Here is a 24,750-nt window from a genome sequence, read left to right on the forward strand (position 1 = left end):
GGTGGACCGAATCGTACTTTTCGTACAAGTCAGCGAACGAATCGGTTCCGAGGTCGAAGCGTACGACTGCGACGCCGATTCCTGCGGCATCTCCTCCGACAACAGGATGTCAAACTCGGTCGATCCAGGTGAACCATGGTGAGCCATTCTTAACAACGTCTCCTCCTAGATAATCAGAAATAAATAATCATCGGTCTAGTCTTAATAACGAATATCAGAATAAACGACACCGGTCACGGTACTGTCCGGCAATCTCGGTGCTGCTCGACGACGCAACCTTGACGGACGAAGAGATGGCCGCAGACTGGGAATCATTCGAAGATCGGCCTCGCGGACTAACCATGTCGTCTCGTACGCCATTCCAGACGGTCATGAACAAGAACACATCGCGTGAGGAACGTAATTCGGCCATCGATAGCCTCGACGAACGAAACGAGACGACGCAACTCCACGTAATCATCGTGGGTGCGACAACCTCTAGCACGGGATCGAACCCATACCCTTCAACGAATGATGTAAGAATCTCTATTGTTATCAATTTTGAAATTGGAAGACACAATTCTTATTAATTAGGGCCGTATATTTGCTAACACATGATGGACAATCGAACTCGTCGTGAAGTTCTCGCGGCTACTGGAACGGCAACGATCGGTGCGATAGGACTTGCTGGATGTACCAGTAATTCTCGATCGGGGAACTCAGGGAACGGTAGTTTAACTTCCAACAACGGTTCCGGCACCAGTAGTGGTTCCGAGAAACTCGATCACCTCACGATTGCCAACGCCACACACTTCGGCAATATGCAACACTACGTGATGCAGGAACACGGTGCATACGACGACATCACGAACGATCTCACGATCAAGAATTTCACGAGCGGTCCGAAGATCGTCAAGGCCTTCGTTAGCGGGTCGGTCGACATCGCCTACTTCGGAATCAGTCCGACGTTCGTCATCCACGACAAGGCGAACAAGGGAACCATTCCGGTCGCGAGCACGCGAAACGGCTTGCGAGTCATGTCGATCGATAGCTTCGCCGACCTCTACAAACAGAAGAAAGGGAACGCGTTTTCGGCATTCGAAACAAAGCACGGTCGGAAGCTCCGTGTTGCGAGCGCTCCGGAGGGCAGCGTTCCCGACGTGATCCTCCGCTACTGGATCGAAAAGGACCTCGGACTCGGCGACACCGACTCGGTGATTCAGAAAAAACGCGTCCCGCCGGAAAAGACCGCCCAAGCGATGGAGGCCGGCGAGGTCGACGCCACCATGATCCACGAGCCGTTCGCAACGGTCTTGAACAACACCTCCGGGTTTACGCAGGCGGAGTTGTCGGGTAACATCCTCGACGGTCACCCGGTCAAGGTCGTCTTCGTCAACGACAAGGTATTCTCGAACAAGCCCGCCGTTACGAACCTCGTCAAATCACACGTCGAGGCCACGAAGTTTATCCAAGACAACCCAAAGAAAGCCGCGATGGCCGCCGTCGAACACATGGGCACCGACATCGAGAAATCGCTCGCCATCAAAGCGATGAAATCGCCCGCGATGAACTTCGTCTCCGACCCCAGGGCCGTGAAAAGCCAATCCCTCGCGATGGCGAAATACGTCGCCTCGGTCGGAAAGACGAGTTCGGTCATCGAACCCGACGAGGTGTTCGACACGAGCATCTACGATTCGGTGGCGACCCAAACGACGAGCACACAATGAGCATCGGCGTCGACACGAGGACCGAGCAGTCGAACGCCGAATGCGAACAGGTCTCGAACGGTTGGGACCTCCACCGCGTGGGTCGCGGAGTGGCCGGTGTCATCGGGTTCGTTATCGTCTGGTGGATCGGTTCGTTGAGCGTCGGCGCTTCGTATCTGCTCCCGAGTCCACCCGCGGTTCTCGCCGCTTTCGTCGAGCAGCTCACCACCACGACGACGTTCACGATACCGGTCGTCGGCACCGACGTGCAGTTTTCACGAATGATCGTCAAGCTGCTCCAGAGCCTCATGCACTACGTTCCCGGTCTCGTCGTCGGGACGGTGCTTGGGATCACCGTCGGCCTCGCACTCGGGTGGAGCAGTCTGCTCGACGACGTGTTTGCACCCGTCGTGAGACTTCTCCGCCCGGTCCCGCCGCTGGCATGGATCGCGTTTGCGATCGTCTGGTTCGGTATCGGTCACACCGGGGCAGCGTTCATCGTAGCGATCGGAGCGTTCTGGATCAATTTCTATGGTGCCTACGGCGGGGTTGGAAGTGCTCCGACGGCGCTGCGGGAAGTCGCTGCGAGCCTCGGCGTGACCACGAACCTCGGGATGATTCGGGAGGTAGTGTTACCGAGCGCCACACCACAGATCATCACGGGATTTCGGACGAGCGTTGGACGATGTTGGATGATCGTCGTCGCGGCGGAACTGTTCGGCGCGCCGGGCGCGGGTTACGAGATTATCAACTCCTCGAACAACCTCGAAATGGCGACCGCAGTCGCGTATATGCTGGCTATCAGCCTCGTCTACCTCGTCATTGACGGGGCAGTCGGACGGTTCGAACGGAGGGTACTTGCATGGAGAGAGTAAGCGCTCCGGAAGCACGAACGGATTCCATGACGGATACTACCGACACGAAGATCGCGGTGCAAGGCGTGAGCAAACGTTTCGAGTCGGGACGCGGGACGGTGACTGCACTCGACGGCGTGGACTTCGAGGCGACGGATGGAGAGTTCCTCTGTATCGTGGGACCGTCGGGATGTGGAAAGACGACGCTGTTTCGGCTCATCGCGGGATTCGAAGCACCGACCGAGGGCGAGGTGTTCGTCAACGATGAGCGCGTGACGGGTCCGGGCACCGACAGGGGCATCGTGTTTCAGGATTACCGGCTGTTCCCGTGGCGGACCGTCAGCGAGAACGTGAAGTTCGGTCTCGAACAGCAGGACGACGGCGATCGAAGCGCGCGCGAGAACCGCGTGACCGAGATGCTCGACCTCGTGGGTCTCGATGGCACCGGCGATGCGTACCCCAAAGAACTTTCGGGTGGGATGAAACAGCGGGTCGGCCTCGCACGCGCACTCGCGGTGGACCCCGAGATACTTATGATGGACGAACCGTTCGGGAGCGTCGATGCACAGACCCGCGAGACGCTACATACGAGGTTCATCGACATCTGGCAGGCGACCCAAAAGACGGTGCTGTTCACGACCCACGAAGTCGATGAGGCGGTGCATCTCGCCGACCGAGTGCTCGTCATGGACGCCAATCCGGGGCGGGTGCAAGAAATCGTCGAGATCGATCTCGACCGGCCTCGGTCCCGGACGGATGACTCTTTTGCGGAGTACGCAGAGCACGTCCGAACGCTGATCGGATAGCGAGCGGTGTCCAAGCACTCGTAACGAGGCGGGAGCGTAGCGGGATCAGCCGGACCTCATTTTCGACAATCGCAGTGCGTTCGTTGTCACCCCACTCGGTCGCGACGGTGTCGTGATAATGACCGAGATCGAAGCCGAGACCCTCGAAGAGGTCCGGACTGCCGACGTAGTACCGTTCGTCGTCGAGACGAACACAGATGCTCTCATTGACTGCACGAACCGTTTCTACGAACTTAGAGACGGTTTCGGATTTTGCTCGAGAACGAAGGTTTCAACGCAACCGGCATTGTCGGTCAGACAATTATGAGAGTTTGACTGGATACCCGTTTCGAATGCATGCCTAATCGCCATCATTTGACACTCGATCTCCTGTTCGTCGTATCCGAATACTGCAGTTACTGTTCCAATTACATCGCGTCCCTCAAAATCGATTGACTGGGATTCTTCGAGAAGTGATTGACATGCCCCTCTAATGAGTTCACTCCGTCCATCGTACCCGTGGTCTGTAACGAATTGATCCAATTCGTCACGGAGCGAGTCCGACGTGGCAGTGCTGACGATCGGTGTATGTTAAAACCTGACCATAGGATAATAGTTCTTCTGCTACACTGACTCTCTTTTTATTAATATTTCTTAATGCTGCGGAATTGTTCTGTTTATTAATTTCAATTATGATAATAATATATAAAAATAAATAATAAGAGAATATTAGGTGGTGAGGGGACTAACTCCGTCAACAGGCATGACGGAGTAATCTACATTGAGCGTGTCCTTTGTGGCACGGATTTTTCCAACAAACGCTGAAATATTTTCGAGTGAGCCCTCAAGTACAAACAGTTCCATGCAGTAGTGTGATCCAACGTGGCTGTGGAAGTTCGATGCGACGAGATCTTCGTGTTCGTGCCGGAGACGCATCATCTTCTCTTCCACAGACGTCGTTTCGTAATCGAACATCACCGTAACAATCCCCATCAATTCTCGTTCTTCGAGACGCTTGTCCTCGAATTCGCCAAGGAGATTACGGGATGCCTCTCGAAGTACCTCACTTCGGCCAGTGTATCCGTGATCGTCTGCAAACTCATCGATTCGATTGAGGAGTTCTTCCGGCATCGAGATACTCGCAACAGTCATATAATAACGAAGGGGATAATCTTGTTAAAGATTCTGCTGTTTGGTCGACGACGAACCTGCTGTCGCAGCGACGGAGTTTGCGCCAGATAGCTACGAATTGCGATTACTTCGTGCACTACTCGATACAGGTCGCTATCCATCGACGGCCGACGCTGCTCTGCCGGATATTCGGTGGTTCACAACAGGTGATTTTTCGATCCACTACATCGAAACACACGACAGCAAAAACTGGGACTGTCGGTGGGATTGCCACCTCAACTCGCACAATGAGCGTCTCCACTTTCACGAGCCACCAGTGTCACCTGAAGGGATTATCTCCCTTGACCTCCGAGAGGATGTATATGCAGTGGTGCGACCAGCCAACGAGACCAGCAGGGAGTGAGAATCTGAGGGCACGGGACCGAATCTCGAAGGGGGAAGTGACGTGACAGACGACCGCCTCCCGGCCGAACACCTCTCGTCGCTCGCCACGCTCGTCGACGAAGTACTCGCCCGCGTCGGCTACGATGTGGCGGCCGCCACTGACGCCATCAACGACGCTGTCCCCGGCTATGGCGGTTTATTCGACCCCGCGACCACCCCGGCCGAGTTGCGTCGCGCGCTCGAAAGCCTGCTGGCGTCGGGACTCACCCGGCCACCCGTCCCCGAACCGACGAGCGACACATTCGTTCTCTACGTCGACGGAAGCTCACGCGGCAACCCCGGCCCCGCAGGGGCAGGCGCTGTCATTATGGACGCTTCGGAGGACCAACTCGCCCGTCTCGGTCGACCCGTCGGTTCCCGGACGGGGAACAACACTGCCGAGTACATCGCCCTCCAACTCGGACTCTCCGAACTGTTGGTTCGCTACGAGCCACGCAAGCTGGAAGTGCGCATCGATTCGATGACGGTCATCCGAGACGTCTGGGGTGGCAACGACCCGACGGAACCGGGCGTCAAGACATACAGCGAGGCCGTCGCGACGTCGCTGGCGAGCATCTCGGAACACCAGTATACGCATCTGGCCGACAGCGATCCGAACCCCGCCGACGCGCTGGCGACAGTGGGAGCCGATATCGCGGCCTTGGGACCTGGATGATCGAGAAGTCCCGCTTGAAATCCGGTCCCGACTCCGTTGAAATCCTCAGAAGCGAATAGAAACCACGTACTGACTCTCCTTTCTGCATTCAGCAACAAATCTGCTCGACGGGAAGATTGTTGGCCCGAGTCCGATATGTGACTTTGGTATGTTTTCGGGTGAGAGAGGATCACATTTCGATCCCTTGGGCATCGGTTCCGCAATCTCGACGAGCGTGAATTCAGTATCGAGGAATGACCGGATGATCTCCGACATCGGCCGGTAATACGACGGGAGTTCTGTAGCTCCCCAATCGACGACCACCTCGACACGTTCGGCGTACTGATCGAGGTCCCAGTGTTGCCGCTGGTACGCCGGGTGGATAGTAGCGACGACGAATGCGCCATCCCTGTGGAGTACTCGCCGAAACGAGTCAAGTACCGGTCGCCATTCGGCGATGTGGCTTAGCACAAGGTTCACGACTGCGACGTCGAACACCTCATCATCGAATGGAAGCCCGTCCGGGACGTCGGCGACCTCGAACTGATAGTTCGGGTGATGGTCACGGGCCTGCGCGATTGCCTCCTCGCTGACGTCTACACCGGTCACGGTCGCGCCGTGATCACTGTAGAACTCGACGTGATCGCCGCGACCACAACCCGCAAGGAGGACCTCCGCGCCGTCGAGGTCAGGGAGGTGCTCACGCAGTCCCGGCCACGAGTAGTACGTCTGGAAGTAACTGTTCCCCACGGGCTCACCGACGCCGAGAGGTCCTCGTCAGCGGCGCGAGTGAGTTCGTCGTACCCCTTGGGACGTGCGTGTGTTGGAGTGATCGGAGCCGACCGATTCAGAGTCGTTTTCCGACGTTACACTACGCTTTCCGATTAAAGAGTGAAATTCATTCTTTGTGTCGGTGATGCGGGAGAGATGTCTGAGGATGTCCAGACCGTCGATCGGTTCTTCGTCACGTTATTGTGGTAGTGAATGAGGATGACGCTTGAGTGATGTGACGCAGATCCTCTACTATTGCAGCTGAAATCCCCGATCGTGTCCGTGAAATCGCAGTATATACCACTGAAAAGGCAATTGTGAATGCAAAGTTCAGAGTTACTTTTCTCACACTTTCAGCCAACAAAACTCCTTTACAAAGCCCGCTCCAATGGGTAGTAACGAGAGCCGAACGCTCTATCCAACACTATGCAAGGACAAAATCAACAGCAGGCGTATGATCGAGGCACGTCAATTTTCTCCCCGGATGGCCGACTCTACCAGGTTGAATACGCTCGCGAAGCGGTCAAACGGGGCAGTGCCTGTGTCGGAATTCGGACGACTGATGGTGTGGTGCTCGCAGCCGAAATCAACACCCGATCACCGCTGATGGAATCATCGTCGGTCGAAAAGCTCCATAAGGCCGACACGCACATCGGGATTGCATCTGCGGGCCATGCTGCTGACGCTCGCCAATTGGTCGACAAAGCACGTCAGCATGCACAAGTCGAGCAAATGCGGTATGATCAACCAATTAGCGCTGATACACTCACCACTGCAATCTGTGATGACATTCAAGAATATACGCAGAAAGGTGGCACACGGCCATTTGGTGTCGGACTTCTCATCGGTGGGATCGACGAGGGAGAACCGAAACTCTTCGAAGTAACCCCGGCAGGAACAGCGTCCGAATGGAGGGCAACTGCAATTGGTGCAAACAGTAATGACCTGCAAGGCACCCTCGAAGAGGAGTATAAGGCCGATCTATCGCTTGATGATGGTATTCAGGCAGTTCTTCGGGCGCTTGAAAGCGTGAAAGACGATGAGTTCTCGGCAAAGGACGTTAGCGTTGCAACCATCGACGCAGATTCAAACCGGTACGCGATGCTGAATGAGGAAACAGTTGCAGAACACCTTCGTGGCCTTTCACCGTCTGATGAGTGAACATCGGTAGTAGATCGATCTGGAAAAACAACTTCCCCCATGCCTTTTCCCCTGGGTTTACGAGGGTCGTCGGTGTCTCGGGGTTTCTACTGAATTAGATTTCAGCAAGCACTCATATCGCTCGACTTCCTCTCTCTTGATGCTATGACATCGGACAGCAGTACGCGATTCGTCGCCGACCGACCGACGACCAACGTGGAGAGTGCTTGAGATGGTGGACGCCGACGCCTTCCGCCGTGTGATGGGCGAGTTCGCAACGGGCGTGACCGTCGTGACGCTTCCCGGCGACCCGCCGCATGGCATCACCGTGAACGCGTTCGCAAGCCTTTCGCTCGCTCCGCCGCTCGTCCTCGTCTCGCTCGACCACGGCACGGAGGCCCACCGCCTCTTCGCGGAGGAGGGTGCCGACAGTTACGCCGTGAACATCCTCACGCACGAGCAGCGACACCTCGCCGAGCACTTTGCCGGCATGACCGACGGCGATACCGACCCCTTCGAGACCGAGGCCACCAAGACTGCGGAGACGGGCGCGCCCATCTTCTCTGACTCGCTCGCCTACGTCGACTGTACGCTCTATGAGGCCATCGAAATCGGCGACCACACCATCTACGCCGGCCACGCCGAACATACGGACTCGCTTGACGCCGACACCGGTCCCCTCACCTTCTACGAGGGCGACTGGGGAACCATTGAGAAGTTCGACGACTGACCGAGCGACCCATTGACGGCCTCACATTCCTGTTTCTGGCCCTCGCCGGTTCCGTACGCGATGAGGATCGAAGTCATGATGACAGATGTACGTCACGAGGGGCAAAATAAGTTTCCTGACTTTCTCTCTGGGCGAACCCAGTACGTCTCGGACCGATTTTCGAGACACGCTTGCTGAACACGCCCCCTGTATTGCAGCGAGGCTTGGACAATCTGTCCCCAATTGTGAATTTCAACAGAGCCAGCGTGTCGAACACATACTTGAGGAGGCCTGGAATGTCGTGAGCCACGATTCGATCGGAGAACGGAGGGCGCTGATTATAGCGTTGTAATAGCTGGTGGATTCGAGAGACATTCTCATGTTCGCCACAGCCGTTCTACCACCCAAATAGCAAAGATGCTGTACGCGAATAATTCCGATACAATGCCTTCATTACTCGAGCGACTCCTCGGCAGTGATACCCCAGACGAACAGGTCGATCTGGAGTCGCGACAAAACAAGGCGGATGAAGCGCTCCACGAGGCCGTTGAGCGTGGTGGCTACGCCGTTGACGATTGCGGTATAACGGGCGTTGCGGTTGTCAACGAAGGACCCGATGGAGAACCAATCGTCGTGCCAATCGCTCGGTTCTCCCTCGGAGAGGATGTCGAAAATCCTGATCGAGATCTCGTGTGGGATCTCGTCGGCGAAGCCGCACTCGCAATGCAGGCCCCCTTTGACGACGTCTTCGTCCGTCACTATGATATTCAATTCACGTTTGATGGCGACAAGCTCTTCGAGGCAGAGGAGTGTCGGCGTGTTCTCTTAACAGACGAACTCGTCGACCGATATGCAACTGACGCTGGCTTTACGCTCGCGGATCTGCGCGACGCTGTATTTGCTGCGGACGATATTGACGACGAAATCGCACCAGTCGCATGGGGCAAGTGTACAAACTATAGCCAGACGAACAATGCAGCGATCATTGTTGCCGGGACAACTGCAGCGGCGAGTGCAAGCGCGAGTGCAGCAAGCTGTGCTGGCGCTGGAGCGATTGGTGGAGCAGGCGGTACGTGCTGACTGGTTGCTTTCTGACCGGTCCACAGGAGCGACTAGGTACCGAAGCCACAACTTGCGACGTAAACGTTTATGCCACATGTAACAGCATGCGTGTAGAGTTGCGCGCCCATCGCCAGACGAGCAGATTCTCAGGTATGATGCAATGGGCGGTATCCTCGAAGTACAACTCAAAATCCGATACAAGAATTCCCAAATCGTGATCTCCAAACACTAACCGGATTCGGCGGACCAAGCGTCTCGAAGGCGTTCACACTGCTTACCGCACATGGGTTGATCACGCGTCGCGACATCGGGCGGAAATCGCTCTATCGAATGCTTTCGTTGGCTGAAGTCTTTATTAATCACGACGAATTCGAGACGAAGGCCTCGTCCTCCAGGGAGAGAATGATGCCGATCAACAGTATGCAACCGTCGACGATAGCACGGAAGGGGTTCCAAAGCACTGTTCAAGTCGTCCGATCGTGATAATTTCGCTTTAATGCGTAGTATGGATCTGTTTTAAGGTCGGTTCTGTAGTCCAGCGGCCATAATTCCTATACTGTCTACTATTCCTTTCCGATACACTAACCCTTCTGTTCAATGAGCCATATCGGAAACGACGATGACGAATCTACGGGAAGTATAGAATATCTCTTCGAAAAAGGGTACGAACTCTTCGCTACGACTCTCTTCAGAGGCGACCGGAAGGTAGTTCTCGTCCTCATGACTGCTGTCTTCACCAGTCTCACCTATCTACTAACACACAGATACCCTGCATACGGTGCCGGACTCTTTCTCAAGATGTCAGAATCCATCATAAAAATGCACTACACATCTCCCGATCGAGTGATAGGCTACACACGTAACGGTGTGCCGTTTGCGTATCCTCCCTTTGCCTTCTATGTCAACGCCGCCCTCCTCGATCTCGGAGTGAGTCCACTCCGACTCTCCCGTGTGCTTCCGGCCATAGTGACTTCCGCCGCCTTCGTTCCTTACTACTATCTCGCGCGCGAATTCCTTCCGTCGTCGGGGAGGGCGGGTATTGCAGCAATTATCGCTGCCGTTACCCCGATGCTTCTTCAGTGGCATCTCTCGGCCGGAGGTATCGTTCGCGCACCTGCGTTTTTTCTCCTTCTGTCCGGATTGTATGTCGGTGTCCGGTTGTTCCGATATCGAACACGTCTTTCACTCGTCGTTGGAACAGTCCTTTTCGGGTTGCTGTTGCTTACACACCCGACATATTCCATGTTTTTCGCCGCCAGTTACGTTCTCTTTTTTATCAAAGAGCAACGGTCACTCGAAGGTCTCGGACGAGGACTCGTCGTCGCCGCAGGTGGACTACTGATCGCTAGCCCATGGATCGTACACATCGTCTCGACGTACGGTATTGATGTTTTTACAGCGGCAGCAGGAACACACGGTGGACTTGGAGCGGGCATAACGGGGTTTTTCGATCGGCTCGGTGATCCGTTCGTCGCCTCCCCCGTTGTCATCGTTTGGTACGTACTCCTCGTCTTTGGTATCTATCACTTCGTCAAGGAGCGGCGGTACTTCCTTCCTCTCTGGTTCGTCGTTTCAGTTTTCTTGATGGACGAGATACGGTTCGCCTTTATTCCGGGTGTCATGATTATCTCGATCGGAATTACCGACGTGATGCCGGCCATTCGTGCTCGTCTCTTTCAGTCGGATCGGACCGCCTCATCACAAATTGCGGTTACCACTCTTGTCCTTTGCTTACTCGTCGGTCTTGGTGGCCTGTTCGTTGCGGGTCATCCGGTCACAAATCAAGACTCGATGCCGTCCTTTATCGATCACGAGGACATGACCGCGATGTCGTGGGTGCAATCGGAGACATCACCCGATGCGGAGTTCGTCGTCATCGGTGACGGTGCGGAGTGGTTCCCATATTTCACCGACCGAACGATTCTGGTCGGTCTGTGGGGTGTCGAATGGAAGTCACCGGAGGCCTATCAACAACAGAAAAGCGCCTTCAAAAGCATTTCAGACTGCGACACTGCTCGTTGTTTGACCAATACTCTCCGCTCGAATCGGCATCATCCGACGTATCTCTACATCCCAAAAGGGCAGTATACGGTGCGGGGTATCTCTAGTGTCCAATCGAATCGTATGCGGGGTTCACTCGTACGAAGTAATCAATACGAAATCGAGTACGAAAATTCGGGTGTGCTGATCGTTCGAGTTCGCCAGGCGAGATGACTCACATTGCTTGTCCCCACCGTTCACGTGTTACCTTTCTTCGTGAATTCCTCGGGGTCAAGCCCGAGGCTTCCCGTGGTTTAATCGGATACTCCCATCCGACCATCGGCCTGATAGCCTCGCGCGGTCGGGTGGGTCACGGTCGGGGCGACCACGGCCCCCGATGTTTACCATCGTCGTCCGAAACAGCGAAGCTATTTCGTGATCACGAGGGACTTCGTCTCTCGAACGACACTTTCCGAACAACGGGATAGTCGGCACAAACAAACGGTGCCAACGACCGAACGTTCACCCAGTATGCAGTTCATATTTATATGAATTCGTGTGCTGCTACAATTATGGATCAGGTGGCTACGTACAACAACATCGAAAACGAGGATAAAATCGCTGAGGATCGGACGTCCGTCCACGAGTACTACTTCGAATACGATGCAGACGGCGAAGCGACGCTCGAACACTGTCTGATCGACGTCCTCGCGTTCGTTCTTGACGGTTCCCGAAACGAGGCGGAGCGAACGTTCAGGCGCGAAACCAGCGTCGACGTCGATGGTCAGTTCTCGATGCTCGATTCGAAGGCGAAATCGACGTTTACACTCTGGATCGGGGAGTTGCAGTTCGACGTTTACGCCAACGGGAAAATCATCGTACGCGAGGTGTAGTCGATCTTTTTTGATACAAATCGACGGGCACGACGTGATGTACCCGATTCAACCCGTGGTTGGTGTTTCTGCGTTCGTACTGGTGTCAATTCCGACGGAGTCGAAACGAGAAAAAGAGGGACATTCGTCGAATCCGAACGACTCGTGTTCGCCATACGACGAACGACGTTAGTTCGTCTTACTCACCAATGCGAGCTTTGACCGAAACCGAAGACCGAAAGCAAGGGCTCAAGCAGAAACGATAGTCGATTAGAATCTTCCTCGTATCTAATCCTTATTGCGAGAACCTCTTAAAGAGATGTGACTCGTCAGCGACCAACGCCGTCCGCTCGGTATTGCTCGTACCGACCAACGTAGCAGCATCAACGACCGGGAGACTTTCGACCGATTTCCGCCACTGATACGTTTATTCATGCAAGACGGAACCTCCGCTTTGGAGTCATCTAGCGGATCGAAAAATAATCGATTACCTGCTGTGTTCAACGGTCAGGCACTACATAACAAAGCATGTGACACTCGTTATTCTTTAGTACATTTCAGGGAGAACAATGAGCAATACCAGCACTGTTAAACAAACGGAAACATCGACCACGGACGAGTACAGTATCGAATGGTATTCCGACACTGACCGCGAGGCGTTCCTCTCGTTGTACGAAACAACGTTCGGAAAAGCGAGCGTGGAGTGGTTCAAATGGAAGTACGAAGCGAACCCGTACGTCGACAGCGTTCCGATGTACGTCGCGAAAAACGGGGATGACCTCGTCGGTGCGAGTCCGTTCTTCGCGCTCGGCCTCGCGTTCGGTGATCGATCACTCCTCGCGCTCCAACCGGCCGATGCAATGGTCCATCCCGATCACAGAAAGAACGGGCTCTTGACACGGATGACGGAACAGGCGATAGATTGGTACTCCGACCACGAACCTGCGATGTTCTTCAACTTCCCCAACCCCCAATCGAAGGGTGTGTTCCTGCGACTCGGATGGGAAGTCGTCGACGAACTGCCGACCCATTACTGGATACGGAACCCGTCCCGGTTGCTCGATGAAACCCGGAGCGGAATCGTCGGATCCGGTGTCGAGATGGCCGGAAAGCGGCTTATGGACGGATACTTCTTGGCGAAGGAACGTCTCGCTGGCTTCCCGAACGACGAAGTCAGTATCACTCGACACGACGAAATTCCGATTGGCGAATTCACCGACCTCTATCGTTCACACATCCCCGAGAAGTTTCACGTCGCCCGCGATGAGGCGTTCTATCAGTGGCGGTTCGACCACCCACATTGGGAGTACACCACTTACCTTGCTCGACAGGAGGAGGTACCTGTCGCCGGAGTCATCGTGGGAACGAAGACGAGCGGTGGCGTGACGATTACGAAAGTGACTGACGTTCTCCCACTCCCTGGACCGAAACAGCAGTCCGGAGCACTCTCCAGTCTCCTGTTCACGGTCATCAGGGAGCACCATGACTCGGACCTTCTGGCGGTTCGGGACGAGACCATCCCTCGGAAGGTTTTACGGGGATGTGGATTCCACCGGGACGACTCGTTCCCCCTTTCTCGGACGACGAATCAAACCGTGTTGGTGGCTCGTTCCTTGGATCACGGCATGGATGTGGCCCTGTCCGATACTTCCAACTGGCATTTCTCGTTCGTCCAGCAGGATAGCAGCTAACGGTAACTCATTTCGTATCGCAGTCGCTGTTTTGTGGTCGTCGAATCGACCGACCGGAAGTCCTCCTATCGAACTCAGCTTCCGTTGCGGACGGTGAATTCGTCGTTCTCGCTATAGACGAGACGTGATGGTCGAAAAGAATTCTCGGTCCTCGGCCTCGATTCCGAGGAGGATCAGAATTCCAGCGAAAATGCAAAATCCGACCGCACTGCCGCCGAGCAACAGCCCATAGCTGGAGAGTACGTCACGCAGTCCGTACATGACGGCTCCCGCCCCGGCAGCGGCGATAATCGGCTTCGAAAACCCCCACGAATACGGAAACAACTGTTCGGTGTACCAGACTTCCACGACACGAGCGACATTGATGAGACCGAGAACGCTGGCTGTTGCGAGCGCCGCTCCGGCGAGGCCGAACTTCTGGATGAAGAAATAGTTGCAGATGACGTTCAAAATTCCAAGCCCCCACCGATTTAACAGGGTGAGATATTGGTGGTCGGTCATCATCAGGAGATATCCGCTCGGACCGACTGCAGCGTTCGCGAGTTGACCGACCGTGAATAGGATGAGGATGGTACTGCCACTGACGTAGCCGTCCCCGAAGATACGAAGGATCGAATCGGAGTAGATGACGGTACAGAGAAAGAAGAACAGCGCCACAGTAAAGATCCAACGGGTGAGAAGGCGATAGATCGATTCTAACTCTTCTTTCTTCCCATTGGAGTGGAGTCGGGACGCGATCGGTGGAAAGATCTGATTGAACGCACTGAGAGGGAGGACGAGCATTCCAGCGATGATGAGTGAGACCTTGTATACCCCGACGGCGGTACTTTGCTGGATGAAAATACCGACCATGAGAACATCGATTCTGTTGGCAAGAATCGACCCTGCTTGTGTAAGCGTGAGCGGAAGCGAGTAATTGTAAAATTCGACGACGTCGTCGCTCGTACCTCGAACCGTCGGTCGAAACGACGTCCGAGTGAGGAACAGCGAGACGGAGACGAAAAAGACGAGAACCGCGGCAGCAACGCTGCTCGCGATAACACCGATGAGTTCGGAACCGAGCAGCAACGCTATCGCTATCAGCAGAAGGCGAAGTAAGGGGGAAAGGACGTTCAGAACGAACACCTGATACTCCGGACGCTCCATCGCTTTGAACGTCGTCAGGATGCAGTTTCCGAGCGCATTGAACGGAATGACGATTGCCAGGATACGTAGCACGTTCGTGAGCAGTGGGTCGTCCAACGTGTGCCCGGATATGAATGGAGCGCCGAGGAACAACGCACTGCCGATGGCGACACTACCGAGGAGTGACGTAAGGAATGAGAGTCCGAGAATCCGATTCTGCTGCATGTGCTGTCCCTCGTACTGGGAAAGATACTTCAGAATCGCGGTGTCCGTTCCGAGGTTCGTAACGGTGCTTAGGAGAGAGAGAACGAGATAGCCGTACGTATAAACGCCGAACAGCGCTTCGCCCAACCCTCGAGTAAGTACTACGTTGATCCCAAATCGGAGCACGTTGTCGATCCCCTTACCGCAAACGAACAGCGTTGCTCCGCGTGAGATGGACGTCAACGAGGCGTTCAACTCACGGCTATCGGACTGTTCGTTTTCGTTCGTGGTAGATTTGTGTTGGTCACTGACTTCCATTTTTTCTCCTTGAGATATTTAATAGCATCCGACCGACGTCTGTCTACAATATCTTCTCTCGTTAAACCTGCTCTAGACTCAAGAAGTGTATGGACGGTTCAGCGGACAGTAAACCGATGACCGCCACGCAATAAACCGGTAGGCACCGCATACTCGTTTTCCGCCATCGAGTGAACGTCCCCGAGAAGTGAGTAAACCCTCGTTACCGAGTTCAGGCGGAGTATAACAAAATGACTAGGGGAGCATATAAAATTTGAAATGAGGGTGAAATTAATGACTTCGATGGAGAAAATAGCACCGTGTCGGGCCGAAATATTGGCCGAACGAGGGGCGACCGGTGACGGGGGGGGAGCGACCATGAGCGACCGGTCACGACGAGCATTCCTGACGTCAGTCGGTGCAGCGAGTGTGATGACGCTTGCTGGATGCGCCGGAACTCACGGGGAAGGTGAAACGTCGAGCGAGACCACCGAGCAGCACGCATCGACCTCGAATACGACGAAGACGACGAGTGACGCCTCACGAGAAAGCCAACGACTGAATCGCGATACGTTCGAAAACCTCGGCGTTTGGTCCGCCACAGGGGATAGCACTCTCAAGAAAGGGAAGAAAGGATACGAGGGGTCACAATCGGCTCACGTCCTCGGGAGTTCCCGGTCGAACGTCGGGGAAATTTTCCGCGCGGACGGACCCGTCGATTTGACTGGGAAAAATATCTCGTTGATGTACAAGTGTACATCCCACCAGTTCTCGAAAATCGCGGTCAATCTGTACGCGCCCGACCGCGGGCACATCGTCGAATTGAAACGTACGCTGTACGGGCCGAAAGACCGGTGGGTTCGCGTCAATCTCGGTGTTACGAACGTCGAGGATCAGAAAAACGTCGACCTCTCACAGGTATTCGAGATACATATCACGGGTCGTCCCGTCGATACTCAATCGACTCGACCGGTCGATTTCTTCGTCGACGACTTGAAAACGGTCTCACCGCCGAAGCGGGGGAAAGTGATGCTCACGTTCGACGATGGCGCCGAGTCCCACTACACGAAAGCGCACTCGACGATGAAAAAGTACGGATTCAGCGGCGTCGAAGCCATCATACCCCCCGCAATCGACACCGATGGCTACCTCACTCAAAACCAAATGCGGGAGATGGTCGGGGACGGGTGGAACATGATCGCACATCCGAACACGCAGGCGATGCCGATGGACAAGCGACCGGCGAAGGAACAGGAGCGGTTGATGATGGAGGCGAAAAACTGGCTCAAAAAGTACGGCTACGACGGCCACAAGTACATGGCCGTGCCGAAGAACGTGGTCGGGGCGGATACGTTCGATCTCGCGATGAAACACTTCGATGTTAGTTTGAGTTTCGGAGCTTCCCCGAACGCGCTTCCAGCAGTCACCGAGAATACGATCCTCTCCCGGGCGTACGGGACCGGGAAGACGAAGACCACGAAGGAGGTGATCGACCACGCCGCTCACTACAACCAACTATCGATCCTCCTGTTCCACGAAATCGGTGGAGACGGCTTCTCCGAGAAGAAGTTCGAGTCGATCCTCGACTACATCGATCGAAGCCGGGTCGACGTCGTCACCATGACTGACCTCGAAGAGAGGGGGTTATTCATATGAATTCGACCGGTGAGGAGCGAATCGGTCAGGCTGTGTCGCTGTGGGCACCTCGTAGAAGATTCGCTCCACCTAGCAGAAGCCCGATGAAAATGGATAATTCGGACAGACCATGAATCACTGGAACTCCTCCATCACGATGCATCGGATACTGGTCATCGTGGGAATTATTCTGTTCAGTGCAGGGATCGGACGTACCCTCATCGGGTTCTGAGACGAGCCGAAGTGCGACCCGGTTTCCGAATCGTCGTCATTCAAAGCACGTATCGCAGAAAGTCATTTTCACCGTAACGCACAGCGTTACGGGAACCCCGACCGCTTTAATCGGACTATTCAATCAGTTCGATGTCCCGACCCGTTTCCCTCGTCAGGGTGATGCCACACCCCGTACAGATTTCGTATCCGTTCACGTTCGCTATCTCACTTCCGCACTTGGTACATTCCGTCGGAGTCATATTTTCTATGTCACACGGATATTTAATAAGTATACGCCGATTACTGGTTTCCGGATCGACGATTCGGAAGTATCCTTCGAGGAACGAAAAGTCCGACCGCTTCTCCCGTCGTCTGTCCGGTACACAGGCTCGTCTCCGCTATACGGAACGTCGATTCATGTACTGACCGAGGGCCGTCGCCAGCTGGCGGGATGCTATCCCGTACTCTACGATAGTTCGACCCTGTATTCACGTGGACGGTCCCATAGTTAGCCCGATTGAATCGTTTCGTTTTGTAAGTTCTACATAACAATATGGGATTCTGTAATAAAATGTAGCACTCCTATGAATTGCCTCGGTCAGGAAGTCACCTCTCACGACCGCTTCCTCCGAATGTCATCTTTGGTCGCTGGAAGACGCTTCTCTCCACTCCCCGGTGATCAGCAGCGAAACTCACATCCGAAATCCCACGGGGGGCGGGCCTGATCATGGGGTCGGTCGTTCTCTCGTTGGACGCGGAACTCGGATGGGGGTTCCACGACCGTCGTGAACTGCCCGAAGCGCACATTCGCTCCGGCCATCGCGCGTGGAACTACCTGTGTGACACGTTCGACCGATTGAACATCCCTGCGACGTGGGCAATTACTGGTCATCTGTTCCTCGATTCGTGCCAATCGAATCATCGAGACCATCCGGCCGGTCGCCGATGTTGTACGCGGGGGAGTTCTTCACTGAACAGTCAGGAAATTTGGTTCGCGTCGGACCTCATCCGCGCCGTCCGGTCAACGGATGTAGATCACGAAATCGCGAGCCATGGCTTTACACACGTTCATTTTGAGCACGAGCGCATGGACGAGGAGTTTGCTGCTCAAGAAATCTCTGCCAGTATTGAAATTGCAGCCGAGCAAAACATCGAACTGTCGTCGTTCGTATTTCCTGTCAACCGGATCGATCATCGACAGTTGCTCGCCGAATCCGGCTTCACGTGCTATCGGGGAACGACCCCGAGAAACTCCGCCGGGGGAATGATCCGTCGCCGATTGGAGAAACTGACGAGTGGCACCGTCGGAAAACCGACTCCCCCTGTCATCGAGCCACGGGTGGACGAGTATGGCCTCGTAAACATACCCGCATCGCTGTATCTCTTCAGTTTCGAGGGCATTGCACGATCAGTGCTCGCGTCCCTCCATCGAGACCCCGTCGTGGAGCAGGCAATAAGCGGCATCGACAAGGCGACTGAAACCGACGGCGTGTTTCATCTCTGGTTTCACCCACACAACCTGCGGACTAGTCGGGATTTCGAACGACTCGAGACGATCCTTGCGTATTTAAACCGTCGACAGAGAGAGGATGGCCTCCGCATCGAGACGATGGCCGACGTCGCAGAGCGAGTGACTTCCCACACCTCGGGCACCTCGGATAGTGAAACCGCCACGCTGACGAATGAAACGACGGGGCGGAACCAGCACTCTTCAGGAGAGTCGGCTTTCCAGCGACGAGGATGATTCATGCCCTCATCGCCACCTGTGACTGACTTCTCCAAACTCGTATCGATCGACAGGCGACCACTCGTTCGCGTCGATCAGTCTGCCGTCTTTGCGCGGTCCCGCTTTGCAAGGTAGACGAACAATCCGAGGATACCAAAGAATCCGTATCCCAGACTCTTCAGCACTGATCGATTTTTACCAGTAACCTATGGTCCTAACTGTGTCCGTCCACACCGAGGACTAGCGAGATAGCTATTTCCGTCCTAGGATCTCGCTAGATCATCCGGCAAAAAGGATGAATAACTGACACACACCGTTATTGCAACGAAATCGCATGGGTAGTATATGAGTAATCAGCAGGGTCGAACGGTTGAAGCAACCAAGACGTCGCTCAAGATACTCGAGGTCATTGCAGAGTTAGGTGGCGAGGCAGAGACAGCCGAAATCGCGTACGAACTCCCTTTTGCCACGAGTACAGTCTATAAGCACCTTCGCACGCTCGACAACGAAGGGTTTATCGCCAAATACGATGGGAAATATCGAATCGGTTCGAAGTGTCTGGAACTCGGGGGACACGTCCGTCGATACGACGATATTTATCGAACTGCAGAGGCCGACATCCAAGAAATGGCGAACGAAACCGGAGAGCTTGCAAATCTCATGGTCGAGGAAAACGGTCTCGGCGTCTACATCCACACTGCGAAGGGGGAAAAAGCGGTCAATATCGATACGTCCTTAGGAAAACGAATGCCGCTCAACATCACTGCACTCGGAAAAGCAATCCTCTCCACCATGCCAGAAGAGCAAGTCGACAGCATCGTCGAGCAGCAAGGGTTGCCCAGGCAAACCTCGCAGACGATTACTGACCGCGAGGAATTCGACTCGGAACTCGAACGGATTCGAAACTCGGGAGTCGCATACGAACGCAATCAGCGTGTCGATGGAATCTGCTGTGTTGCCGCTCCCATCGTCGTAGAAGGAAAACGCCGCGCGGCGATCAGTGTCACCGGCCCCGAACGACGAATGTCCGAGGAGCGATTACAGAACGAATTGAAGGACGTCGTCCAACGAGTCGCAAATGTTATCGAGATCAACCTGACCTATGAGTGAGTCGATGGCACCGTTGCCGCGTTTTTCCTTGTGGACAGCGGTATCGAAGGGAAGACGCTGACGGCCAAAAAATCGTGAGAACTGACGATCTGAGCACGAGACGACCTCCACAACCGTGTCACCCGGGTGGATAACGCATCGGCGTTTCGGTCGTCAGAGCGTGTGTCCTGCCTGCGATCAGTTACCGACGTCTGTCGCCCGGTTCACGACGTCGCTTCCGTACATTTCCTCCAGTTCCTCGTGTTGGTCCGAACGGTGCTCGTAGACGTCCTGGAACAAGGTGACCGGGGTCTGAGCGGCCTGATAGGTAGCTTCGTCCCACATCCTATCCTTCTCGATGGTCACTTCGACATCCCCGATAGCTAGCGTTGTCGACTGCGTCATGGCAATCGCTCCCTGCCCGGCTTCTTTCGCCGCTTCGAACTCCTCCATCGAATCGACGATATCGTTCATGCTGGGCACGTAAGACGTCATATCCAGCAGTTCCTCGTGGAGTTCCTCCTCGTCGAGTTCGCGTTCGTCGGTACCGACGCGCAGGACGTAGCCGTCGCCGGTCTCTTCGAGCGAAATCTCGTCTCCGTCGTAGATCTGCCGACCGTCCTCCTCCCGGAGTTCGACTTCGTCGTCGCCGGTTTCGAGGAGCCAACTCCCAGTCTTTGGCGGGAGTGGTGCCTTGTTCGCTTCGACCACCTGTCCGGGAGTCAACGACCAGATGCCGATCATCCCCTTCGCGCGGTTGTCCTCCATCCGTTCGTGGTAGCCCTCGATATCGCGGATATCGTCGTATGGTCCGTCGACCGCGATGAGCGCAGCGGCACTGGCACCACGGGACGTGTTGTGTCGAAGTTCGGGCCACGGCGGAAGCGATCCGGTCGGGGTCATCGCGCGCATGTCCTTGGTGTAATCGACTTCGCCATCGACGAGCATGAATAGCCGTTCGAGGTTGTTAGATGGCTTTCCGATCTCTTCACGAAGGTCCCCGAGGGCCAATTCGGCTTCGCCGCTCTCGACGATTACCGACATCGAGAGGCTACCCTTTTCGAGTCCGTGCTCATCTTCGATGATGGTGAAGAACTCGTCGGCTTTCTTCCAATCGTCTATATCACCGACTTCCGGGATGACGAAGCCGTCGATGTGTTCGATGGCGCCGTTTTTCGGATCGGCGATTTCCAGCATGTGCTGAAATCCCTGATATCGGGTCGATGAATCCTCACGGTGCCAGACGATCCGCGGGTGTATCTCTCCCGGGAAGTCAGCACCGTACTCGGAAACGACCTCGATGAGGTTCTCGACACCCTCGTCCCGCATGGACGGAGCCGTTGCATCCTCGTTGTCCGGCACCCAGACGTCCGGGGCCTTCATACCCTGGAGCTGGGCAGCGCTTCGGATCATCTTGGCGGAATCGTCCCCGCCCTCCACAGCAGTCGGGGACGTGAAGAACGTTCGGACGAATTCGCGATCGTAATGTCTTTTCATAGCCATAGCTCATGAAAATGTTACCGTACTCTTTATTAAGTGTGTTGGTGACGGATGGAGAATCGATATCCCTCTGATTCATCTCTTGGACTCGGAACGACGGTCCGAGCGTTCGGAAGACGGGCGGAATTCAATCGACGAGCGCCTCGGCGACTTTCGTGATCGGATGCGGCGGTTTCGTCGCGTCGGCACGATCGCCCAGTTGGCTACGGCAGGATGCACCGGGCGCGACGACTGTATCGGTGTCGCTCGCTTCGACCTTGTCGAAGAGGATCCGTCCCATCGCCTTCGAGAGGTCGAAATGTTCGGCTTCGTACCCGAAACTGCCTGCCATGCCACAGCACGCACTGTCGAGGGGGTCGACCGCGTACCCCGCTCGTCGGAGCACGCCGACCGCATGGTGGTCCTTGTTCATCGCTTTCTGATTACAGTGGCCGTGATAGGAGAGCGATTCATCGGACTCCTCGAACAGCATCCGGTCGTCGAGTCGGTGCGTGTCGACGTATTCGAGGACGCTGTAGGCGTTCTCGGAGACGGTTTCGACCGCGGAGCCCTGCATAAGCGAGCGATACTCGTCCTGGAACATCACGGCGTCCGACGGTTCGATGAAGAGCACCGACCAGCCGTCTTCGACGTACGGACGTAAGGCGTTCACGTTGCGGCGCGCTCGCTTCTCGGCGAGATCGAGGAACCCCTTCGAATACGCCGGTCGGCCGCTCGCCCCGACGTCGTCGGGAATCTCGACGTGGACGTTCGCCGCTTCGAGAACCGTCACGGCGGCTTTTCCGGTCAAAGGATGACTGTAGTTCGTGTACGTGTCGGGGAAGAGCAACACCTTGTCGTCGGCCTCTCGAAGGGGAACGCCCGACCCGCGTGACTCGAACCACTCCTCGAAACTTTCCGCCTCGAACGTCGGAAGCTCCCGATCAGCGGCAATCCCGAGAACCTTTTCGAGGGCGAGTCGGGAGCCGGGAAGTTCGGTGAGCCGGTTCGTTATCGGTGCGAGACGGCTTCCGAGCGCGGAGAGCGTATCGATGTTCGCGAAGAGACGGTCACGAATTCCGGGGTCGTGGTGCTGATGAGCCTGGTGTTTGACCTCGGTCTTGAGCTTCGCCATGTCGACACCGGTCGGGCAGTCGTTCATACATCCCTTACAGCCGATGCAGAGGTCGAGAACTTCCTCCTGGAATCGATCGGAGTACAGTTCCTCTTCGGGAAGTTCGCCGCTGATGGCCGCGCGCAATAGATTGGCACGACCGCGTGTCGCCTGTATCTCCTCCTCGGATGCCCGGTAGGTCGGGCACATCACGTCCCGATCCGGTTGCCTGCAGTTCCCACACCCGTTGCAGAGTTCGACGAGTTGGGAGAACCCGCCCTCCTCGTCGAAGTCGAGTTTGGTCGCGGGTTCGATGGAGCTGTATTCGGCGCCGTAGCGGAGGTTTTCGCGCATATCGGTCGGATCGTCGTCACGGTAGACGACCTTTCCGGGGTTCATCCGCCATTCGGGGTCGAATACGTCCTTGACGTCTTTGAACGCCGCCCAGAGGCTTTCACCGTACATCTTCGGATTGAACTCGGTGCGGGCGAGTCCATCGCCGTGCTCCCCGGAGAACGCCCCGTCGTGTTCGAGGACCAGATCAGTCACGTCGTCCGCAATCGACTGCATCATCTGAATTCCGTCGTCGTCTTTCAGGTTGAGAATCGGGCGAATGTGGAGGGTTCCACTCCCGGCGTGTGCGAAGTAGGCCGCCGACGTTCCGTGATCGATGAGTACGTCCTCGAACGACTGAACGTACTCGGCGAGTTCTTCCGGTGGGACCGTTGCGTCCTCGATGAACGGGTAGGGTTTCGGATCACCGTCGAGACTCATGAGGAGCGGGATGGCGGCCTTCCGAAGTTTCCAGAGTTTCGCCTGCTCGTCGTCCGTGTACGCCTCGATGACGTCGAAGGCTTTTCCGGCGTCGTGGAAATGCGCGTTCGTCTCGGCGACGGCGTCCTCGAAGTCATCGACGAGTTCGGAGTCGAACTCGATCATGAGGGACGCTGCGGTCTTCTCGGGGATCGGGTCGGCGTACTGAGCGAACTCGGGGGAGTCGCGGGCGAGACGGAACACCTCGTCGTCCATGAGTTCGACTGCACTGACGTCGAAGTCGAGCGCTTCGGGGACGGCCTCCATGGCATCGACGAGATCCTCGAAGCAGTAGAGTGCGAGGGCAGTTTCCTCCGGCCTCGTCACGAGACTCAGCGTCGCCTCGACGACCACGCCGAGTGTGCTTTCCGCACCGACGAAGAGCTTCGAGAGGTTGATCACCCGTTCGCCGTCGTCGTTCTCGTAGATGACTTTGTGAAGATTGTAGCCGCTGACGCTCCGCTTCAGCTTGGGATACCGGTCCTCGATCTCGTCAGCGTTCCCTTCGACGAGCGTGCGGACGGTCCGATAGATTTCCGCTTCGCGGGTGTCCTTCGCGACGATCTCGTCCCACTCCTCGCCGTCGAGAACGACCTCTCGGGTGTGCAGGAGCGACCCATCAGCGAGGACGACTTTCAGTTCCTCCGTGTAGGCGTCGGTAATTCCGTATCGGACGGAGTGGGCACCCGTCGAGTTGTTTCCGATGCCGCCGCCGACCGTCGCTCGGTTCGAAGACGCCGGGTCGGGTGCGAACTTGAGTCCGTAGCGAGCGAGGTGTTCGTCGAGAACGTCCTGAACGATACCGGGTTGGATCGTCGCCTCGCGGTCGTCCTCGTCGATATCGACGAGGCTGTCCATATGGCGAGACATATCGAGGACGACGCAACCCGGACCGACCGCTTGCCCCCCGAGTGACGATCCTGCTCCGCGCGCGAGAATGGGAACGTCGTAATCGGCAGCGACCCGGACGGCGTCTTGTACATCGGTAGCGTGACGGGGCGTAACGACGCCCGCGGGACGGGCCTGATAGATGCTTCCGTCAGTCGCGTAGAGGATCTGTGAATACTCGTCGAATCGAACCTGTCCGTCGACGGCATCGCGCAAATCGCTCGCGAGCGATGCGTACTCGGCTTCGTCGACGCGAGAGGGACTTTCGGCGTCCTGCTGCGCCATTGACTCGTCGAGACTTGACCTGGATCGGTCGATAGCCATAACGCCTTCCCATTGGGAATCTCGCCTATTAACAATTAGGATAGTGGTGATTCGTGGCGAATATTATCGAACGGCAAGAACGATT

General features: G+C 55.7%; 19 protein-coding genes. 14 read left to right on the plus strand and 5 right to left on the minus strand.

Annotated elements, in window-relative coordinates; translation table 11 throughout:
• Positions 1 to 596 precede the first annotated feature (596 nt).
• From NKF25_RS12270 to NKF25_RS12285, 4 genes are all read left to right on the plus strand, one after another.
• Entirely contained in the window at positions 597 to 1,706 is a 1,110-nt protein-coding gene (locus NKF25_RS12270) for an ABC transporter substrate-binding protein (protein WP_256490526.1), read from the plus strand.
• On the plus strand, positions 1,703 to 2,560 hold the full coding sequence (locus NKF25_RS12275; RefSeq protein ID WP_253226957.1) for an ABC transporter permease: 858 nt from the start codon (positions 1,703 to 1,705) through the stop codon (positions 2,558 to 2,560). Before NKF25_RS12270 ends, NKF25_RS12275 begins: the two co-directional genes overlap by 4 nt.
• Positions 2,561 to 2,586: 26 nt before the next feature.
• Positions 2,587 to 3,345, plus strand: coding sequence for an ABC transporter ATP-binding protein (locus NKF25_RS12280; RefSeq protein ID WP_253226958.1), 759 nt, complete (start codon positions 2,587 to 2,589; stop codon positions 3,343 to 3,345).
• 118 nt (positions 3,346 to 3,463) lie between these two features.
• The gene (locus NKF25_RS12285; protein WP_253227079.1) at positions 3,464 to 3,652 is read left to right on the plus strand and encodes a hypothetical protein; all 189 of its coding nucleotides are present in this window, start codon (positions 3,464 to 3,466) and stop codon (positions 3,650 to 3,652) included.
• A 401-nt stretch (positions 3,653 to 4,053) separates the two neighbouring features.
• On the opposite strand, the gene NKF25_RS12290 is transcribed toward NKF25_RS12285, so the two are convergent.
• A complete protein-coding gene (locus NKF25_RS12290; RefSeq protein WP_253226959.1) occupies positions 4,054 to 4,476 on the minus strand; it encodes a CopG family ribbon-helix-helix protein in 423 nt (140 codons plus the stop codon).
• 424 nt (positions 4,477 to 4,900) lie between these two features.
• Here NKF25_RS12290 and NKF25_RS12295 point away from each other — a divergent pair, with 424 nt between their 5' ends.
• Positions 4,901 to 5,554: a reverse transcriptase-like protein gene (locus NKF25_RS12295; protein ID WP_253226960.1), complete on the plus strand. Its 654-nt coding sequence runs from the start codon at positions 4,901 to 4,903 to the stop codon at positions 5,552 to 5,554.
• A gap of 45 nt (positions 5,555 to 5,599) precedes the next feature.
• On the opposite strand, the gene NKF25_RS12300 is transcribed toward NKF25_RS12295, so the two are convergent.
• Complete coding sequence (locus tag NKF25_RS12300; protein ID WP_253226961.1) at positions 5,600 to 6,283, minus strand: methyltransferase domain-containing protein; 684 nt, start codon at positions 6,281 to 6,283, stop codon at positions 5,600 to 5,602.
• A 447-nt stretch (positions 6,284 to 6,730) separates the two neighbouring features.
• Between NKF25_RS12300 and psmA the strand changes: the two genes are divergently transcribed.
• From psmA to NKF25_RS12330, 6 genes are all read left to right on the plus strand, one after another.
• Positions 6,731 to 7,465, plus strand: a complete 735-nt coding sequence (gene psmA / locus NKF25_RS12305) for an archaeal proteasome endopeptidase complex subunit alpha (RefSeq protein ID WP_253226962.1) — start codon at positions 6,731 to 6,733, stop codon at positions 7,463 to 7,465.
• 211 nt (positions 7,466 to 7,676) lie between these two features.
• Positions 7,677 to 8,174 (plus strand): flavin reductase family protein, encoded by a 498-nt coding sequence (locus NKF25_RS12310; RefSeq protein WP_253226963.1) that lies wholly within the window; start codon positions 7,677 to 7,679, stop codon positions 8,172 to 8,174.
• Between the two features lie 423 nt (positions 8,175 to 8,597).
• Positions 8,598 to 9,233 (plus strand): hypothetical protein, encoded by a 636-nt coding sequence (locus tag NKF25_RS12315; RefSeq protein ID WP_253226964.1) that lies wholly within the window; start codon positions 8,598 to 8,600, stop codon positions 9,231 to 9,233.
• Positions 9,234 to 10,013: 780 nt separating this feature from the next.
• Entirely contained in the window at positions 10,014 to 11,429 is a 1,416-nt protein-coding gene (locus tag NKF25_RS12320; protein ID WP_253226965.1) for a glycosyltransferase family 39 protein, read from the plus strand.
• A gap of 338 nt (positions 11,430 to 11,767) precedes the next feature.
• Entirely contained in the window at positions 11,768 to 12,088 is a 321-nt protein-coding gene (locus tag NKF25_RS12325; RefSeq protein WP_253226966.1) for a hypothetical protein, read from the plus strand.
• 548 nt (positions 12,089 to 12,636) lie between these two features.
• Positions 12,637 to 13,758 carry a GNAT family N-acetyltransferase gene (locus NKF25_RS12330; protein ID WP_253226967.1) on the plus strand — a complete coding sequence of 374 codons (1,122 nt, stop codon included), beginning with the start codon at positions 12,637 to 12,639 and terminating at the stop codon, positions 13,756 to 13,758.
• 111 nt (positions 13,759 to 13,869) lie between these two features.
• Here the strand turns inward: NKF25_RS12330 and NKF25_RS12335 are convergent, their stop codons facing one another.
• A complete protein-coding gene (locus NKF25_RS12335; RefSeq protein ID WP_253226968.1) occupies positions 13,870 to 15,405 on the minus strand; it encodes a flippase in 1,536 nt (511 codons plus the stop codon).
• Positions 15,406 to 15,762: 357 nt separating this feature from the next.
• Between NKF25_RS12335 and NKF25_RS12340 the strand changes: the two genes are divergently transcribed.
• The 3 genes from NKF25_RS12340 (at position 15,763) to NKF25_RS12350 (ending at position 20,068) form a co-directional block, all read left to right on the plus strand.
• Positions 15,763 to 17,040: a polysaccharide deacetylase family protein gene (locus NKF25_RS12340; RefSeq protein ID WP_253226969.1), complete on the plus strand. Its 1,278-nt coding sequence runs from the start codon at positions 15,763 to 15,765 to the stop codon at positions 17,038 to 17,040.
• A gap of 919 nt (positions 17,041 to 17,959) precedes the next feature.
• On the plus strand, positions 17,960 to 18,976 hold the full coding sequence (locus NKF25_RS12345) for a DUF2334 domain-containing protein (protein ID WP_253226970.1): 1,017 nt from the start codon (positions 17,960 to 17,962) through the stop codon (positions 18,974 to 18,976).
• 327 nt (positions 18,977 to 19,303) lie between these two features.
• A complete protein-coding gene (locus tag NKF25_RS12350; protein ID WP_253226971.1) occupies positions 19,304 to 20,068 on the plus strand; it encodes an IclR family transcriptional regulator in 765 nt (254 codons plus the stop codon).
• A gap of 177 nt (positions 20,069 to 20,245) precedes the next feature.
• Here NKF25_RS12350 and aceB read toward each other — a convergent pair whose 3' ends face one another.
• The gene (aceB, locus tag NKF25_RS12355; RefSeq protein ID WP_253226972.1) at positions 20,246 to 21,550 is read right to left on the minus strand and encodes a malate synthase AceB; all 1,305 of its coding nucleotides are present in this window, start codon (positions 21,548 to 21,550) and stop codon (positions 20,246 to 20,248) included.
• Positions 21,551 to 21,674: 124 nt separating this feature from the next.
• Positions 21,675 to 24,626, minus strand: coding sequence for an FAD-binding and (Fe-S)-binding domain-containing protein (locus NKF25_RS12360; RefSeq protein ID WP_253226973.1), 2,952 nt, complete (start codon positions 24,624 to 24,626; stop codon positions 21,675 to 21,677).
• Positions 24,627 to 24,750 lie beyond the last annotated feature (124 nt).

It is taken from the genome of Haladaptatus sp. AB643 (assembly GCF_024136975.1).
Taxonomy (GTDB): domain Archaea; phylum Halobacteriota; class Halobacteria; order Halobacteriales; family Haladaptataceae; genus Haladaptatus.